This is a genomic window from Rhizobium sp. NXC14, from assembly GCF_002117485.1.
GTDB lineage: Bacteria > Pseudomonadota > Alphaproteobacteria > Rhizobiales > Rhizobiaceae > Rhizobium.
The window spans coordinates 3,840,552-3,856,021 of the sequence record NZ_CP021030.1; the positions used below are offsets into that span (position 1 = coordinate 3,840,552).

At 58.0% G+C, this 15,470-nt stretch carries 13 protein-coding genes and 1 tRNA gene; 7 read left to right on the forward strand and 7 right to left on the reverse strand.

The window, feature by feature from the left end; genetic code table 11:
* Positions 1-125: 125 nt before the first annotated feature.
* On the forward strand, positions 126-1,100 hold the full coding sequence (locus NXC14_RS18770; protein ID WP_085779416.1) for an alpha/beta hydrolase: 975 nt from the start codon (positions 126-128) through the stop codon (positions 1,098-1,100).
* Between the two features lie 68 nt (positions 1,101-1,168).
* Here NXC14_RS18770 and hisN read toward each other — a convergent pair whose 3' ends face one another.
* Positions 1,169-1,942 carry a histidinol-phosphatase gene (hisN, locus tag NXC14_RS18775; protein ID WP_085780191.1) on the reverse strand — a complete coding sequence of 258 codons (774 nt, stop codon included), beginning with the start codon at positions 1,940-1,942 and terminating at the stop codon, positions 1,169-1,171.
* Positions 1,943-2,209: 267 nt separating this feature from the next.
* Complete coding sequence (locus tag NXC14_RS18780) at positions 2,210-3,091, reverse strand: N-formylglutamate amidohydrolase (RefSeq protein WP_085779417.1); 882 nt, start codon at positions 3,089-3,091, stop codon at positions 2,210-2,212.
* Positions 3,092-3,279: 188 nt separating this feature from the next.
* On the opposite strand from NXC14_RS18780, the gene cpdR1 reads away from it, so the two are divergent.
* Together cpdR1 and NXC14_RS18790 are read left to right on the forward strand one after the other, a co-directional pair.
* Complete coding sequence (gene cpdR1 / locus NXC14_RS18785) at positions 3,280-3,642, forward strand: response regulator CpdR1 (RefSeq protein WP_003542883.1); 363 nt, start codon at positions 3,280-3,282, stop codon at positions 3,640-3,642.
* Positions 3,643-3,726: 84 nt separating this feature from the next.
* Positions 3,727-3,801, forward strand: a tRNA-Val gene (locus tag NXC14_RS18790).
* An 81-nt stretch (positions 3,802-3,882) separates the two neighbouring features.
* Here the strand turns inward: NXC14_RS18790 and NXC14_RS18795 are convergent.
* From NXC14_RS18795 to NXC14_RS33065, 5 genes are all read right to left on the reverse strand, one after another.
* Entirely contained in the window at positions 3,883-5,538 is a 1,656-nt protein-coding gene (locus NXC14_RS18795; RefSeq protein ID WP_085779418.1) for a DUF927 domain-containing protein, read from the reverse strand.
* A 116-nt stretch (positions 5,539-5,654) separates the two neighbouring features.
* Complete coding sequence (locus NXC14_RS18800; protein ID WP_085779419.1) at positions 5,655-6,557, reverse strand: hypothetical protein; 903 nt, start codon at positions 6,555-6,557, stop codon at positions 5,655-5,657.
* Positions 6,550-6,894, reverse strand: coding sequence for a helix-turn-helix domain-containing protein (locus NXC14_RS18805; protein ID WP_085779420.1), 345 nt, complete (start codon positions 6,892-6,894; stop codon positions 6,550-6,552). Before NXC14_RS18805 ends, NXC14_RS18800 begins: the two co-directional genes overlap by 8 nt.
* The gene (locus NXC14_RS18810; RefSeq protein WP_085779421.1) at positions 6,884-7,672 is read right to left on the reverse strand and encodes a hypothetical protein; all 789 of its coding nucleotides are present in this window, start codon (positions 7,670-7,672) and stop codon (positions 6,884-6,886) included. The genes NXC14_RS18805 and NXC14_RS18810 overlap by 11 nt, the downstream gene beginning before the upstream one ends.
* A 138-nt stretch (positions 7,673-7,810) precedes the next feature.
* Complete coding sequence (locus NXC14_RS33065; protein ID WP_198175468.1) at positions 7,811-7,972, reverse strand: hypothetical protein; 162 nt, start codon at positions 7,970-7,972, stop codon at positions 7,811-7,813.
* A gap of 722 nt (positions 7,973-8,694) precedes the next feature.
* On the opposite strand from NXC14_RS33065, the gene NXC14_RS18820 reads away from it, so the two are divergent.
* Genes NXC14_RS18820 through NXC14_RS18835 form a run of 4 tightly spaced genes read left to right on the forward strand, consistent with a single transcriptional unit; the run spans position 8,695 to position 15,166 of the window.
* Positions 8,695-11,274, forward strand: coding sequence for a DEAD/DEAH box helicase (locus NXC14_RS18820; RefSeq protein ID WP_085779423.1), 2,580 nt, complete (start codon positions 8,695-8,697; stop codon positions 11,272-11,274).
* A gap of 60 nt (positions 11,275-11,334) precedes the next feature.
* Entirely contained in the window at positions 11,335-12,612 is a 1,278-nt protein-coding gene (locus tag NXC14_RS18825; RefSeq protein ID WP_085779424.1) for a dsDNA nuclease domain-containing protein, read from the forward strand.
* Positions 12,609-13,217, forward strand: coding sequence for a hypothetical protein (locus NXC14_RS18830; protein ID WP_085779425.1), 609 nt, complete (start codon positions 12,609-12,611; stop codon positions 13,215-13,217). The genes NXC14_RS18825 and NXC14_RS18830 overlap by 4 nt, the downstream gene beginning before the upstream one ends.
* Complete coding sequence (locus tag NXC14_RS18835; protein ID WP_085779426.1) at positions 13,214-15,166, forward strand: hypothetical protein; 1,953 nt, start codon at positions 13,214-13,216, stop codon at positions 15,164-15,166. Before NXC14_RS18830 ends, NXC14_RS18835 begins: the two co-directional genes overlap by 4 nt.
* The last annotated feature ends 304 nt before the right edge of the window (positions 15,167-15,470 follow it).

Below are 15,470 nucleotides of genomic sequence, written 5' to 3' on the forward strand. Positions count from 1 at the left end.
AGTCTAAACTTGGGCCGGCCGCGAGCGCCCTCACGCTCCCGCCGGCCCTTTTTCCCCGGCTTTCCAAGCTGGTCGCCATGCGCTATCCCTGAGGGAAGCATTCAGCAGCGGCGCATTGGTAAGTCATGGATCAGGTTCTCTATTCGACGCCCGATAATCCCGCCCCGGAAAACCGCACCGAAGGGTTCTTTGAAACCCATGACGGCCACCGGCTGCGTTACGCCGTTTTCCGCTCCGGTGGCCAGATCGCCAAGGGCACGGTCGTCATCATCCATGGCCGCAACGAATATATCGAAAAATATTTCGAGACGATCCGTGACTTGACGGGCAAGGGCCTCTGGGTCGCGACCTTCGACCTGCGTGGCCAAGGCGGTTCGTCGCGGCTCCTGAAGCGCCGCAATCACGGTCATATCCGCCGCTTTTCCGATTACGAGCGCGACCTCGACACCTTCCTCGAAAAGATAGTGCTGCCGGATACCCGCCTGCCCTTCTACCTGCTCGGCCATTCCACCGGCGGGCTGATCGCGCTGTCGGCCGCTCCCTATCTCACTACCCGCATTGATCGCATGGTGCTATCGGCTCCCTTCATCGGCCTGACCGGCCAGTCGGCCTCGCCCCGCGTCATCCGCGCCCTCGCCGGCGCGCTGACCGCCAGCGGCCTCGGCTTCATGCCGCTGAACTCGAAGCTGAAGGAGCCGGATTTCCGCGACAATCCGCTGACCTCGGACGAAACACGCTTCGAGCGCAATGTTGCGATGATGAAGGCTCATCCGGAACTGACGCTCGGGCCGCCGACGGCCCGCTGGCTGACCGAAGCCTTCCGGACCATGGACCGGGTCACCTCGCCCAACCATCTCTTCTCGATCACCATCCCGACCATCGTCATCGCCCCGACACGAGACGGCGTCGTGCCCTACACGGCGCAGGAGCGGCTCTCGCGTTATTTCCGCGCCGGCCAGCTGGTGCCGATCAACGGCGCCCGCCATGAGATCTTCCAGGAACGGGATATCTATCGCGCCGCGGCGCTGGCCGCCTTCCACGCCTTCATTCCCGGCAGCGATGCCGAAGAAAACCGTGATGTCGCCGCCCTCGGCACATAAGTCGGAGCAACCGAGCTGACTGGCATCGGCGTTTCCGACCCGGGGCATCGGCTTTGCCGAGCCCGGCTTCAGCGCTGCAGGATGGCGATTGCCTGCTCATAGACCGCGCGGCTGCCCGCGGCGATGATCGAGCCGCCATTTTCCGGCCGTCCGCCGTCCCAGGTGGTGATGATGCCGCCCGCCCCCTCGATGACCGGAATAATGCCGCCGACGTCATAGGGCTTCAGCCCGTTTTCGATGACGAGATCGATATGACCGGCGGCAAGCAGCGCATAGGCATAACAGTCGCATCCATAGCGGAAGAGCCGCACCTGCGCCTCGATCTCCCGGTATTTCTCCATCTCGCCGCCGGTGAAGAGATGTGGCGAGGTCGTGAACAGGATGGCGCTCGAAAGTGCCTCGCACTGGCGGGTCACCAGCCGTCGCTCACCCTCCGGCCCGATATAGATCGAGCCGTTCTCGTCGGCAAAATAACGTTCGCCGGTAAAGGGCTGCTCGATCATGCCCATGATCGCCCGGCCTTGCCTCTGCAGACCGATCAGCGTTCCCCAGACCGGCACGCCCGATATGAAGGCGCGCGTGCCGTCGATCGGATCGATCACCCAGACATAGTCCCGGTCGAGCCCGACGTCGCCATGCTCCTCGCCGAGAATGCCGTGGTCGGGGAAATTCTCCTCGATCAGCGCCCGGATGGCGAGCTCGGCCGCCCGATCGCCTTCCGTCACCGGATCGAAGCCGGAAGAAAGCTTGTTCGTGACATCGAGGCCGGAGCGGAAGCGCGGCAGCGTCTCGGCGCGGGCGACCTCCGCCAGACGATTGAAGAATGAACGGTCAGGAAGCATGGTGACACCGTTTGGCTGGCGGGAATGCGCTTTCATAGCGAAAACGAGCGGGAATGCAAACGACGAGGGCAACTTCGGGCGAATTGCCCAAAGATATCGCAGCGCAATATATTGCTTGACATTTGTGCAACGCAATAGTAGCGTCGTCATTACAGTCTTCTGACTGTAAATACCCTCCTTGGGTGTTTCCTCCCTAGACTTAGCCGCGCTGACAAGCGCGGTTTTTTTTGGCCTGGGGAGGCAAGCCGAGATCAGGAAATCGCAGGTTTACTCGGCGGCCAGCGCCCGATCGCCGGCGAATTTTTCGACATGATCCGCCATCTGCCGCATGAAGGCCGCGACGGCGTCGGCAACCGCGGCGAAATCCTCGCGCTTCTCCAGCGTCACCTCGTCGACATAGATCGCTCGGTTCACTTCGATCTGCAGCGCGTGCAGACCGCGCGAGGGACGGCCGTAATGTTCGGTGATGAAGCCGCCGGCGTAAGGCTTGTTACGGATCGCAGCAAAGCCCATTTCCTCGAGGATGGCGATAGCGGCGCGCGAAAGTTCGGCCGAAGCGCTGGTGCCGTAGCGATCGCCGATGATGAAATCGGGCCGTCCGGTGCAGCCCGCGACCCGAACATTGCCGGGCATCGAGTGACAGTCGATCAAAACGCCGAAGCCGAACTGCACATGGGTGCGGGCGATCAGCCGTCGCAGCGCCGCGTGGTAAGGCTTGTAGACTGCCTCGACCCGATCGAGCCCCTCCTGCACCGGCAGCCGCCGTGCATAAATCTCCATATTCTCGGCAACGATGCGCGGAATGGTTCCAAGCCCGCCGGCGACCCTCAGCGAATTGACATTGGCATAGGGCGGCAGCAGCCCGTCGAACATCCTTGGATCAAGCTCGTAGGGCTCACGATTGACGTCGAGATAGGCCCGCGGAAAATTGGCGGCGAGCAGTGGCGCGCCGAGTTCGACGGCCGAGCCGAACAGCTCGTCGACGTAATGGTCCTCGGAACGGCGGATCGCTATGCCTTCCAGCCTCGACTGCGCGATGAATTCCGGTGGATAAACGCGGCCGCTATGGGGGGAGTTGTAGACGAAAGGGATGGTCTGCGACACGGGCTCATGAACCTCAAAAAGCTCGTATTCGCGGATTTCCGGCACTTCTGGCCCTCTTTACCATGTCATGAACTGACTGCTTCGCCCATGTTGCCAGTTGCCCGGCCGCAAGTCCATACTATGTAGGAGGGATGGCGGTCGCGCATAGGCAATTCACCGGTTGTTTACCGGACAAAGACTAGTGTAAACGGCTGGCAGCCCACCCAAAACCTATTGATTAGCGGTCTGGATTGATGACTCAGAAGATACTTCTCGCCGAAGACGACAATGACATGCGCCGTTTCCTGGTGAAAGCGCTGGAAAAGGCCGGCTACAAGGTCCTTTCTTACGACAACGGCGCCAGCGCCTATGACCGCCTGCGCGAGGAGCCGTTCTCTCTGCTCCTGACCGATATCGTCATGCCCGAAATGGATGGCATCGAGCTGGCTCGCCGCGCCACCGAACTCGACCCCGACCTGAAGGTGATGTTCATCACCGGATTTGCCGCCGTGGCGCTGAACCCCGATTCGAAGGCGCCGAAGGATGCCAAGGTCCTTTCCAAGCCTTTCCACCTGCGCGACCTCGTCGATGAGGTCAACAAAATGCTTGCCGCATAGGGCTTGTCGGGCGGCGCGTCACAAAACTGAAAAAAGCCTATTGACGGCTCCAAAGGTTTTGTGATCTATGCGCCGCCATCGGATGGGCGTGTAGCTCAGCGGGAGAGCACTACGTTGACATCGTAGGGGTCACAGGTTCAATCCCTGTCACGCCCACCATTCGAATTCAAAGGCTTAGCGGCAAAACAGAAACGCCGCTAAGCCTTTTCAGTAAGCAGCCAGTAAGCACGCGAGCGGGAACTACCGGGATGGCCCGGCGTTCGGTGTCAGATTGATGTAATTTGGCAGCGCTATTTTTTTCAACATCTCGAAATCTATCTGCATCACTGACCTTCGACCTCCACCTGGAGGCTTGAATTGCCCATAGGTGTTCGGTCCTCTGCTTCCTTGAAGCAGCCCCTGCTCGGATTTAAGCAGCTCAAATACATCTGCTGCGGAGCGGCTCATAAACTGCGGTACGCTATCCTTGTAGATGTAAAGGTATTCTCGACCCTTTTTCTCATCAATGAAGGCGCAAGTAGAGGTCTGGAGCTGACCTTTCCCGTTCAAATGCAGTCTTGGAATGTCCTTGGCGGCGATGTTGGCCAAGATTTCGAGTGCGCAAGAAGCCAGCGCACCGCCGTACGGTGCAGTAGTGTTGGCCCTCTTTTCGGCCAAATCTGCCTCAAGAAACGCAAGCACCGTCGCAAAAGATGATAAACTTCCTTCGGGAAATGCCTTTATGTTCTCCAAGCAACTCCCGACGGCTGCGATTACTGCAAATTTGCGGGCGAGCGTTCCGACAAGCCCGTCTGCCTCGCGATCGTCGATGAGCTTCTTCTGATATTTCGAAGAAAGTTCTTGAAATTGGATTTTAGCTTCACCCGCACCATAGTTTACTATTTTCGCTATCCACCTGCGGTAAAGACGGCCGGAATAGGTCTCACAAGCCTTCGCAATCTCCGCCAACGCCAAATTGGTTTCGGCGCCGGCTGCCGACGAACACAGGATGCCATTTTTTGGCACCGCGATAGAAATCAATCGAGCGTCCTGACCACTACCCGTACGTCGGGTTTCAATTTCGGTCAGGCTGAACTCGCCGGTAAATGCCACAGATGATCGCCAACTCACGTCAGAGAAGAGCCTCGACGGGCGCAGGCGGCTTTCACCTCCCGTTATGTAGTAGAGATAGGTCTCGACTATTTTGGCAAGATCAGATCGGCTGACGTTTCCCGTCTCGTCTAGACATAATAAGGAGTGATTTGCCTCAACCAGCTTCTCCTCGATGCCTGTCGTCGAAAAATTGAATGGGTGGAGCTTTCGGTTATGTGCGTCTCTCTGAAAAGCGTTGGCGACGTGCAGAAGCGTTGTTTTGCCTGTTTTGCGTTCGCCGTATATGTGTATTATAGGCATCTCAGGTTCATTGAGAAGCGCAAATACCGGTGCAGCAAATGTCGCCATTATAATGAACTGCAAGAATGGGCTCTTTGGCATCCATTTTGCCAACAGTACTTCTAATTGTTCGTCCGTTTCAATCTCTGTTCGTGCTCCACGAGATCTTAATCTTGGATCGGCAATCCAGGAACTTTCGGAATTCTTTCTTGAAATCATTTCATGATTGAAGAGAAACTCGTCGCCATGGAACCCCGGCCTTGTGGCAATGTTAATCTTGTGGGTTGTTTTCGACCTGACGGCTTCCTCAAAAGCCGCCGCCAGCAATTTTCTATCGTAAGTGTAGTTAAGGCCATGTTTGATCAGCGTCTCAATGCACCTACCCTGATCGATAAGCTCGTGAGCGGGAATCGGTATTTCGATGTCACACTGACCTCGCTGTCGCACAGCAACAAGAGCATAAGGGATCTTCTCACCCTCGACCTCGACACCGTCGGTTATTCGAATTTCAAGATCTTTCGACATATTTTTCCTTCCGGGTATTTTACTCACTCAGCACACTGAATGTACGCCTCGTGCGGCCACAGACGCCCCTAACTGCAGTTTCGACATACGAACGACAAAACACGTAGTTGAGGGCTCTACCCCGCATTCCTTTGGCTTCCGCGAAGCAGTTTCAAGATAAGGTGCTGCAGCCCGCATGATTTGAATTCGCGTATTAGATTGGGCCTAAGGCCCACCGCGATGAGTAATTCGTCGATGCGGTACGCAGCTGCCCATGAGAGCCATTCGTTCTTTGCTTTGCCCGTAAGACGGTTCGAACGGCCCTTTCCAACCCGGCCTTCGGCCGTGAGAAATTTCGTTCGGAGTTCAGGTTCGAACTTGAAGAGATAGCTGACAGTCCGCCCAAGATGTTTCGTGTCACGGATCGACTTAAGCATCAGCCCGTGGGAACCTTTAGTTGCGGTGGACAGCAGATTGTTGAACGTTCTGCGGAGTTCGATCTCCGGGACGCCACCGACTATGACGTGGAAGTGAGGTTCGAAGACGAACCTGTCAGGTTCTGGTTCAACAGCTGAAATTTCAACGATCCCCAGCGCCCACATATCGGGATAGGCCGCCAAGAGTTCTTTAAGAGCCGTCCGCAGCCGGCGCATGTATGTTTGAGGATTGAACGACGACAGCGCCCCGCCGGATCGACGGTCTCTCGTGTTAGCGAACGTCAGGTGATAGAGGTCATCGAAGTTTCCGGGGAGGTTGTGAAAAACCTCCCCGAGTGCCCATACGCGTGCCCGGAACTGCTCTAGGACACATGCCACGCTGGCCCGCACATCGTCAATGTTCGCCCAGTCGTCATGAAAGGCCTTAACCAATCTAGGATTTCGGCGGACTGCGCCAGCCTTCGCCGCTTCCTGTCGTTCAAGGCTTCGGTAGTACGAGAATGTATTGCCTTTATAGACTGACTTCAGGCTTGCCCGAATGTGAAGCTCGTTGTCGCGGACAAACCTTGGGAGGCCACTGAGACGTTGTTGCGGTCTAGCCATGACGCCCCCAATCCCTCTCAGATGTCGACAACTTCCGACTGTTCATGATGAAATCGTCGAGATCGCTTTGCCGGTAGAGTACGCGGCCGCCAACTTGAACGTAGGGTAGGCCGCGTGTGCCGCTGCAGCGCCAGTTCGCCAATGTTTTCTGACTGACGCCGAGATATTCGGCTGCATGCGATGCCGACAAGAGCGTCTCACGAACCTCGCCGCTTACTGTCCTCAGTCCATGCGGAAGGGGAATGCCGAATCTCTCATTGAACACCTTATTGAATGTCAGCAAGGCGCGATGGATGTCCTTGTGCGAGTACTGCTTGGGGCGAGACTTACTCGACATGCGCGCCTCCGTCGGCAGCAGCACTCAGCCCCCTGAAGGAGTTTATTGCAATCGGCCAGGATGAGCCGGGCGCGAAACAGATTTTGTGGTTCTTGAGCGCGAGGCCATGTGTGATCAGTCGATCGGCAATGAGATGTTTTCCGTAGTTCTGCGCAAGCTCAGCCAGCAGCTTCTTTTTCCAAATTCCTTCGCTGAGAGCCGGCTTGCAAGTGTCACGGTTGAGGTATCCATAGAGGAGTCCTTCCGCGAGCAAGACAACATCGCCCCAACGCAGGGGCATATGACCGGGGTGCAGAGCGAGCGGCTTCACGCTGCCATTGAAGCGGCTTGCCAGATCAAGGGTGATCTTTTCGATATCCAGGATTTCGGTGCAGCAGAATTCAATCGCTGCAACTTTGCGATTGCCCTTTTCTGCCGCGTCAACGATCAGGCCGAAGGTTCCGATGAAAGCGGAATTCGGCGCCTGCAGGGTCGAGCTAATTTCGGCCAGCGCGGCCCGTGTTCTGGCAAAAGGGAACGGGGAAGTATCGCCGATCGAAAGGGTTTCATCATCGAGGATGAAAGCAGCACGAGACCATCTGCGTGCTGACGCTTCGCTGCCCCGTAGAAACGTTTTCAACAGAGCATCTAGGTCCGAGCCGCACATGGGGCAACGGCCGTCAAAGCACGGCTTCCCGTCATCGCAAGTCGGAATACGCAGTTTGGTGCTTGCGGGCAGGTGACGCTTCAATGCTTGGTTAAGCCGGCGGCGCTGGCCTGCGGCAATATCATAGTCCATGTTCATTTCTCCAAGAAAGAGTCGAAGAGGTGCAGGCCTCGCACGCGAGTGCGAAGCACATTCATCGCCAATAATTTACGGGGAGCACGACGCCATCCGCCCGGGTCAGCTGACCCGGGCGGATGGCGCCGTAGCTGATTAGATCAGGCTCTCAGCCTGAAAGTCTATTCGCGCGGCGTCAAATTGCTCTATCGCCCAAGGCTCAGCCGATACCAGTTCAATAAACTTTTGTCTGGCCGCCTCGACAGTCGGGTTGTTCCTCAGGCTAAAGTCGGCCGTGTCGTATGCATGGTCGTTCATTTCGTATTGTCTTTTTATTTGGCTCATAGCAGCGCCCTCTCTTTACGGGTTTCATCTTCACCCTTTTCGTGAACTGTCCTGAATTGTGGTGCGCTGGAGTCGAGACTCCCTTGGCGCGAGCAAAGTCAGCAGCATCCGGCCTTTCTGTTCGAAAAGCGGTGAGTTGATCGCCGTACTTAGGGTGGGTGATAGAACGCCTAAGTCAGATTCCGACCAAACACCGCCCAGCTTATTCGCTGTTCGTTGCGGTTGATCGGACTTCCACCTAGGGCGTGGGGCGAATGATTTTCGCCATCAACGGATGAACCTGCCCAGGTTGCATCATCCGTCGAGCAGCCGCCGTTGAATCGGCGGTCAGTGTCCTGTTAGATGATCCACAATCTTGTGAACCTTGGTTGTAGATATCATCTTGGTCTCAAATATTCAATACCATTCGCAGACGCCAAAAACCGCAAAGGCATCGCAGCTAGCTTCAGCTAAACCCGATGTGGCACGATTGCTATCGGAGCCGGAAGCGAGCCGGCAGGTTTGGCGTTGCCAAGTAGAAGGGACAGCCTGTCATTACCGACGACCACACTAATCGGGACTTCATCGGACCAGGACATCCAGAATCTGCGGTAAACTTGCTTGCGACCCATTTCTCTTATAACGAATGCTTGTCGGATGACACAGCTTGCGAGCGCAAGATACGCGTGTGCTTCAACCGTTGAAGGGGGAAATAAATGGCATTCAAAACGGGCACGTTCGCGCAGAATCTTGCTGACAACCCTGCCGGGCATTTCAAGACGCTTACAAAGCGTCAATATCCCGATGTGATGCCACACCAGAAGGAAATTCTCGAGGCATATGCCGCCAGACATCAAACCAGCGCAGACCTCGCACTGCAACTTCCAACCGGTAGCGGCAAGACTCTAGTAGGTTTGCTGATCGCCGACTGGCGTCGCGCAAAGTTCAGAGAGCGTGTCGTCTACCTTTGCCCCACCAAGCAGCTTGTCGCGCAGACCGTCCAGCAAGCTAAAGATCGATACGGAATCGATGCCGTCGCGCTTGCCGGAGCTAAGGACCGTTTTCCCCCTGCTGACACGACCGCCTACAGGACCGGCTCGGCGGTAGCAGTGACAACATACTCCGGCCTCTTCAACACTCACCCATTTTTCGACGACCCGGACCTTATCTTGATCGACGATGCCCACGCGGCGGAGAACTACATTGCTGGCATGTGGTCAATGACTATCGACGCGGGAACGCCTCTGCACGCGGCGTTGGCCGAATATTTGAAGCCGCACTTAGAGCCTCAGGATTACTCTCGGCTCATCGGGGACTGGAGCGGATCGGCCGATGCCACTTGGGTTGAGAAGCTTCCGTCGCCGCAGGTGGACGAACTATCGGCGGAGATGATCTCGATTATCGACGCCTACGCTCGGGACGGCGACCTGTATTTTAAGTGGACGCTTCTGCGTTCTCACCTCGACGCTTGCCATGTTTATCTAGGCTCACGAGAAATTCTGATCAGACCGCTGATTCCGCCTACAATGTCGCACGGGCCCTTCCATCGGGCGAAACAGCGCATCTTCATGTCGGCTACTCTAGGTGCCGGAGGCGATCTGGAACGGCTCTCGGGTCGGCGCAAGATCGAAAGGCTGCCAGCCCCCGAGGGCTTCCAGAGCGCGGGCGTTGGTCGGCGCTTCTTCGTATTTCCTAGCCTTTCCTTGACGGGCGATGAGACTGAGATCCTCCGTGTTGCGATGCAGAAGCGCGCCGGCCGCTCGGTGGTCTTAACCCCCTCGTCTCCGCAAGCTGACGAACACGTTGCACGTATCGATAAAGACCTCGTAGGCTTCGAGGTCTTCACCGCTGAAGATATTGAGGCGGACAAAACGCCGTTTGTGTCATCAGACAATGCGGTAGCGGTGTTGGCCAACCGCTACGACGGCATCGATTTTCCAGGCGACGAGTGCCGGCTACTTTCTGTGGATGGGCTTCCGAGAGCCATGAATGCGCAAGAGCGATTCATCATGTCGAAGATGGGCGCTGGCGCACTTTACAACGACCGAATTCAGACCCGCGTGTTGCAGGCGGTGGGGCGGTGCACCCGCGCCCTTCAAGATCGGTCAAGTGTGTTTGTCACAGGCACTGAGCTGGTTGACTTCCTCGCGGACAATCGGAAGTGGCGGTATTTCAGTCCTGAGCTTCAGGCTGAGTTGGCCTTCGGTGTTGATCAATCGACCTCCGTCGCTGCCAATGATATGTTGGACAACTTTGACATGTTTCTCCGAAATGACGCTGGCTGGGCCGGTGCCGATGCGACTATCCGCACCAGCGTGAAGACCTACGTGCAACAGCCTTATCCGGCTATGGGTGAGCTTGCAGCGGTGGTCGCACACGAGGTGCAGTATCAGGAAGCAATGTGGAGCAAGGATTGGGCAGGTGCCCTTGGCGCCGCAAGGAGCGTGCTGGCAGGACTAAATCACGAAGATCTGCGTGGATATCGTGCTCTCTGGCATTACCTTGCTGGTGCGGCGGCACGTCGCCTCTCGGCGGCGCCCGAGGACGCGCAGGCCGCCGCCGCTCGCGAACAGTTCGGCAAGGCCAAAACGGCCGCCCCAGCGGTGTCATGGCTCAACACCCTTGCGCGGATCGTCGGCCCGCTGCCCGCTACCGAAGCACCGCACTCAAATGTCGAGCTGCTGAAGCAGGTGGAATCCCTCGAGCGGCAGTTTCTTGCTATGGGCATGACTACTCACCACAAATTCGAGAAGCGCGCAGCTGCGATTCTCACGGGGCTGAATGCCGCAGATGGTTTTGAGCAGGCTCAGGTCGATCTTGGAAAGTTGCTTGGCTTCTCCTGTGGCAATGATGAAAGCGACGCGGCGCCTGACCCTTGGTGGCTTGGGGACAAGTTCGGCCTTGTCTTCGAGGATCATGCGGATGGGAGCGCCGGCACCGTGTTTGGTGCCGTGAAAGCTCGTCAGGCTTCCTCCCATCCTAAATGGATTCGCAAGAATGTTCCCGGAGCGGGAGACATGGACATCTGCCCTGTCCTTCTAACTCCCTCGGTAAAGGCGACATCCGGCGCCGATCCGCAACTTGATGACGTTAAATATTGGGAGCTAAGCGATTTCCGAAAGTGGGCCAGTGCCGCAGTGGCCACGATTAGAAGCTTGAAAGACACCTTTCCCGGAGAAGGAGATTTGCTTTGGCGGGCGGAAGCTGCGGAGCGGCTCGAGGCGGAAGGTCTAACCCTCGCGGCTATCCTGCGGAGGCTACCGATCGCGTCAGAAGCTATGGAGATCATAGGGTAACCGGACTAGAATCGTCCACGGGGGAACCGGATTTGATTCAGAAAAAACGGATCGCTTCGCTTGCGTAGCGGAGATATTCAATTACAGGAAGGCAAAGTCCCTCCTCGGCTTAAAGAGACTGCTAGTGGGGATCCTGGCGACGAGACCGAACGCAACTTCCGTTACCAACATCAATATGGCGTGGTGCTACTTGCCGCCGTGCGGCGCGGCACGCTGGACTACGTCGCCCTCTACTGTGAACACCATGAAGACTTCCTCGCCGAGCGGCCCGATGGCCGCTTCGACGGCTATCAGATCAAGACATCTAGACCTGAGAACGGGGCTTGGACTCTCACGTCCGCTGCGCTCACCAAGTCGATCGGTCGCTTCGTAGATCTCATGATGGCATTTCCCGACCAAGTCGGGAGGTTCGTGTTCGTGTCCAACTCCGACGTGGATTCGGTCACACCAGCCAATACCGACGACAAACGTCGCGGCCGCTGCCCCGGTCTGATGCTAGACCACGTAAAATCCTGCAGCGACGCTGAAGCCATACAGCCACCGTTTCGAAACGCGTTCGACGCCCTGGCAGCGGAACTTGGTGCCGATAAAGCGCAGCTCTTCGAAGTGTTACGAAGGCTCGAAACCGTCAAAGGGCCCTCGCGCGAAGACTTTGACGCGACCCTAGCTCAAGAACATATCGGAGGCTTGCCCGAATGTGCGCACCTCCCGCCGGGCCCCCTCCGCGAACTCTGCAACGATCTCGTCGCCAGGTTCCACCGCGCCGCATCGCTATTTGTGGTCGACCCAGATCGTCACCTAGCGAAAATTCCTTCAGGAACGACTGACGATCCAGCGATCACGGCCAAGCGTATTGTGATTGCTGATGTGGACCTGGTCCCAGTGTCGAAGGCCAACGACACGTTCCGCTACCGAGGCCCGCCGACCATCAGCCTCGGTCAACCTCGGCCCAAGCGCATCTTGGAGCAGAAGCTGGAGCGCGGCGGCGTCGGTGCCTTGGTCGACTATATGAAGGCGCGTGAGCAGGCGGCTGAGTACCATTTTCTGGAGGAGCAGGCAAAGGACCCCGCATGGGCGGCTCGCCAGCTTCGACAAGTCGAGGAGGCGGTCCACGGCGAATGCCTAGAATCGTATATAGCGCATCAAAACCCCGGAACGCCGTTCGGGCAGGCTATGTTCAACGACGTGTCGACGCGTCTACGGAGCTTGGAAACCCAGCGGAAGGATCTGCTTGGAGGAGCGCCCTATGAACTGCTGATGGGTACCGCAGCTCTGCTGACCAACGATTGCCGCGTGTGGTGGAGTGACCGCTTTCAGATCGATGAGGGCGAAGGATGAGCCTCTCCGTCCTCAAGGCCGCGGCCGACGCTGAAAACGCAGACGGCCTACACCTCGCCCGCCTGCTGGTGCTGCTGCGAAGCGCCGACAAGCGCGGCAAGACCGCCCCGAAGCCAGTCGAAGGCATAACTAAACTTGCGAAGCTGGACTTCCTGCTTCGCTACCCGGTTTTTCTGGAACGGGCGTTGGCGGCGCTTAACAAGTCGCCAGCCGACGCAGCGGTCCTGCCGCGGGAGCGCACGACCGTCGAGACCAAGATGATCCGGTTCCGCTACGGCCCGTGGGACGGCCGCTATCGGCGCTGGCTCAGCCTTTTGTCCTCTCGCGGCCTCATCACCTTGTCGCTCAGCGGCCGCAAAATCGAAATCGGGTTGACTGATAGCGGTCGCACCTTGGCGGACGAGCTAGCCACCCGACCGGCCTTCCATGACTTCGCGACAAGAGGCGCCGTCGTGATGAAAGCGGTCGGCGCCATGTCTGCCACGAAACTTAAAGACTTTGTCTACGAAATCGTCCCCGAAATCACGGGCATGAAATGGGGAACTGAGATCGGCGCCAGCAACCCCGAGGCGGAGACGTTTGCCACCAGCGGAGAGCCTCGATGAAATTCAATTTGGTGTCCCTGAATCTGGCGTTGCGCCGTGCGGACGAGCAGATCTTGTTCTCAAAGCTCAGCTACTTCTGGGGTCAGATGGGCGCGGGCAAGTCAAGCATCGCCCGGATGGTCGACTATTGTCTTGGCGGTACGATCCAGCTGTCTCCCGCGTTGCAGGCTGAGTTTGTCTCGGCGACTCTGACCGTTGAGCTCGAACGGGCCACGGTCAGCATCGAGCGGGCCCGGGACGCCGCCGACGTCTTCGCCTCGTGGGAGGACGATCAGGGTCGCTATTCGATCGTCATCCCCGCCCGTGTGGCTGCGGGCGAGGTTATCCCGGAGACGGGCGTTGAAACGTTGTCGGACTTGCTCTTCTGGCTCTCGGAGATCAACCCGCCGCGGGTTCGCAAGAGCAAGGCCAAGGCGGACAGCAAGATCGTCCGCTTATCACTGCGCGACCTGCTTTGGTACTGCTACCTCGATCAAGACCACATCGACAGCTCGTTCTTCTACCTCGAAGAATCCGCTGAGTTCTATATGCGGCTCAAGAGTCGCGACGTGATCCGCTATGTCATCGGCTACCACGACGAGCGGGTCGCCGATCTGGAAGCGGAGCTCGACCAGCTCCGGGCGAACAGAACCGCGCGCCTTGCGTCAATCGATAGCCTCTCCAAGGCGTTAGCAGAGGTCGGCATCGAGTCTGAGGCGCAAGTGGCAGAGCGCGAGTCGGGACTTCGTGCCTCGATCGCCATGGTGAACGCGCAGCTCGAGGTGCTGCGCAAGGGGCGTCGCGAGGAGCTGACCACGCATGCCATCGATGAACTGGCGAGAACGGCCCGGAGCCTGGGATCTGAAATCGCCAAGCTCGACCTCGACGCTGAGGAACTCCGCGCCATGCGGGACCGGCACGTGCGGCATCGTAACGAAATCGACATGCTGGGCCTGAAATTCAGGCGCTCCGCGGAGGCCCGCGAAATCCTCGGAGACGTGGCCTTCAGCGCCTGCCCGCGATGCACTCAAGCCCTGCCGGCCCGGCCGGCGCAATGCTGTGACGTGTGTGGCCAGGAGGATGTGGTCGACCTAGCCGATCCCGCCGAGGTCGCGGCGCTTGAGGCCGACATCGCTAACCGACGGGCCGAACTGAAGGAAGCCATCGCCGCGATCGACACCAATCTGGCCAAGATGCGGGCGCAGCGGTCGGGCTTGCTGCAGACCAAGGACAAGGCCGAAGCTGACATCAATCGCGCCATCGCCGAGCAGGACTCCGCCTTCCTTTCGATGAGCCTGCTGAAGGAGCGAGAGCGCGCGGCGCTGGAGGCCGAGTTGGCGAGCATCGCCTGGCTGCTACGCCTGCCCCTCTTGTTGCAGCAGCAACGCGAGGCTCTCGCCCAAATCGTCGCGCTTGAACAGGCGAAGCGCGAGGCGCTCAAAGAGGCGCGCACCAAAGCGGAGGCGGACCGGACAAGTCTTGATCGTTTCGCCGGCTATTTTCTGGACTGCCTGGCCCTGTCCGGAGTGCCTGGCATTCAGCGCAACGACCATGTGGAGTTGGAACCGCCCGACTTCTACCCGGCAATCCTTAGTGCCGACCCCAGCGATCTTACGCGCTCGACCTTCACCTCGCTCAGCAGCGGTGGAAAGAAGACCCTCTTCAAATGCTGCTTCGCGATCGCCTTGCACCGCATCGCGGCACAGCTTCACGCGCCACTGCCCGAGCTCCTCATAGTCGACTCCCCGATGAAGAACATCAGCGAGCGGGAGAACAGGGCGCAATTTGAAGGGTTCTATCGCATGCTCTATCAGCTCAACGCTGGAGAACTTCGCCAGACCCAGTTTGTCTTGATCGACAAGGAGTTCTTCGCGCCACCTGACAACCTCGCGGACGGCGTCACGAACCGGCATATGCAGCCGGATAGTGACGAGCATCAGCCACTGATCCGATACTACCGAGGGAAATAGCACAGGAGCTGCACTGTTGTTCGATTAGTCGCTATCGGATCGGAGAGCGCCCGCGACATGGTCTGATCACTGGCGCACTGTCTTCCCAAAGAGGCTTGCGAAGCAAGGTCCACAACCTGATGGGTAGTGGAATCGTCGGGGCTCCGCTCGAATATGTCTGTGGTCTACGATGGCTGTCAGTCCTGGCCGCCGGGGAAGGACGGGCTTAAAGAACTATCCAAGGCAACCTCAGCTACGAAACCAGAGCGAGAATGCAAGTGCACGTATGGCACAACTTAGGACAACCCGGTCACCGGTATCCGCT

Coding starts and splice junctions, on each gene's coding strand:
- NXC14_RS18810 (WP_085779421.1), bottom strand. CDS start 7,672: ATGGACTATGATATTGCCGCAGGCCAGCGCCGCCGGCTTAACCAAGCA.
- NXC14_RS18820 (WP_085779423.1), top strand. CDS start 8,695: ATGGCATTCAAAACGGGCACGTTCGCGCAGAATCTTGCTGACAACCCT.
- cpdR1 (WP_003542883.1), top strand. CDS start 3,280: ATGACTCAGAAGATACTTCTCGCCGAAGACGACAATGACATGCGCCGT.
- NXC14_RS18805 (WP_085779420.1), bottom strand. CDS start 6,894: ATGTCGAGTAAGTCTCGCCCCAAGCAGTACTCGCACAAGGACATCCAT.
- hisN (WP_085780191.1), bottom strand. CDS start 1,942: ATGCTTCCTGACCGTTCATTCTTCAATCGTCTGGCGGAGGTCGCCCGC.
- NXC14_RS18795 (WP_085779418.1), bottom strand. CDS start 5,538: ATGTCGAAAGATCTTGAAATTCGAATAACCGACGGTGTCGAGGTCGAG.
- NXC14_RS18770 (WP_085779416.1), top strand. CDS start 126: ATGGATCAGGTTCTCTATTCGACGCCCGATAATCCCGCCCCGGAAAAC.
- NXC14_RS18800 (WP_085779419.1), bottom strand. CDS start 6,557: ATGGCTAGACCGCAACAACGTCTCAGTGGCCTCCCAAGGTTTGTCCGC.
- NXC14_RS18830 (WP_085779425.1), top strand. CDS start 12,609: ATGAGCCTCTCCGTCCTCAAGGCCGCGGCCGACGCTGAAAACGCAGAC.
- NXC14_RS18835 (WP_085779426.1), top strand. CDS start 13,214: ATGAAATTCAATTTGGTGTCCCTGAATCTGGCGTTGCGCCGTGCGGAC.
- NXC14_RS33065 (WP_198175468.1), bottom strand. CDS start 7,972: ATGAACGACCATGCATACGACACGGCCGACTTTAGCCTGAGGAACAAC.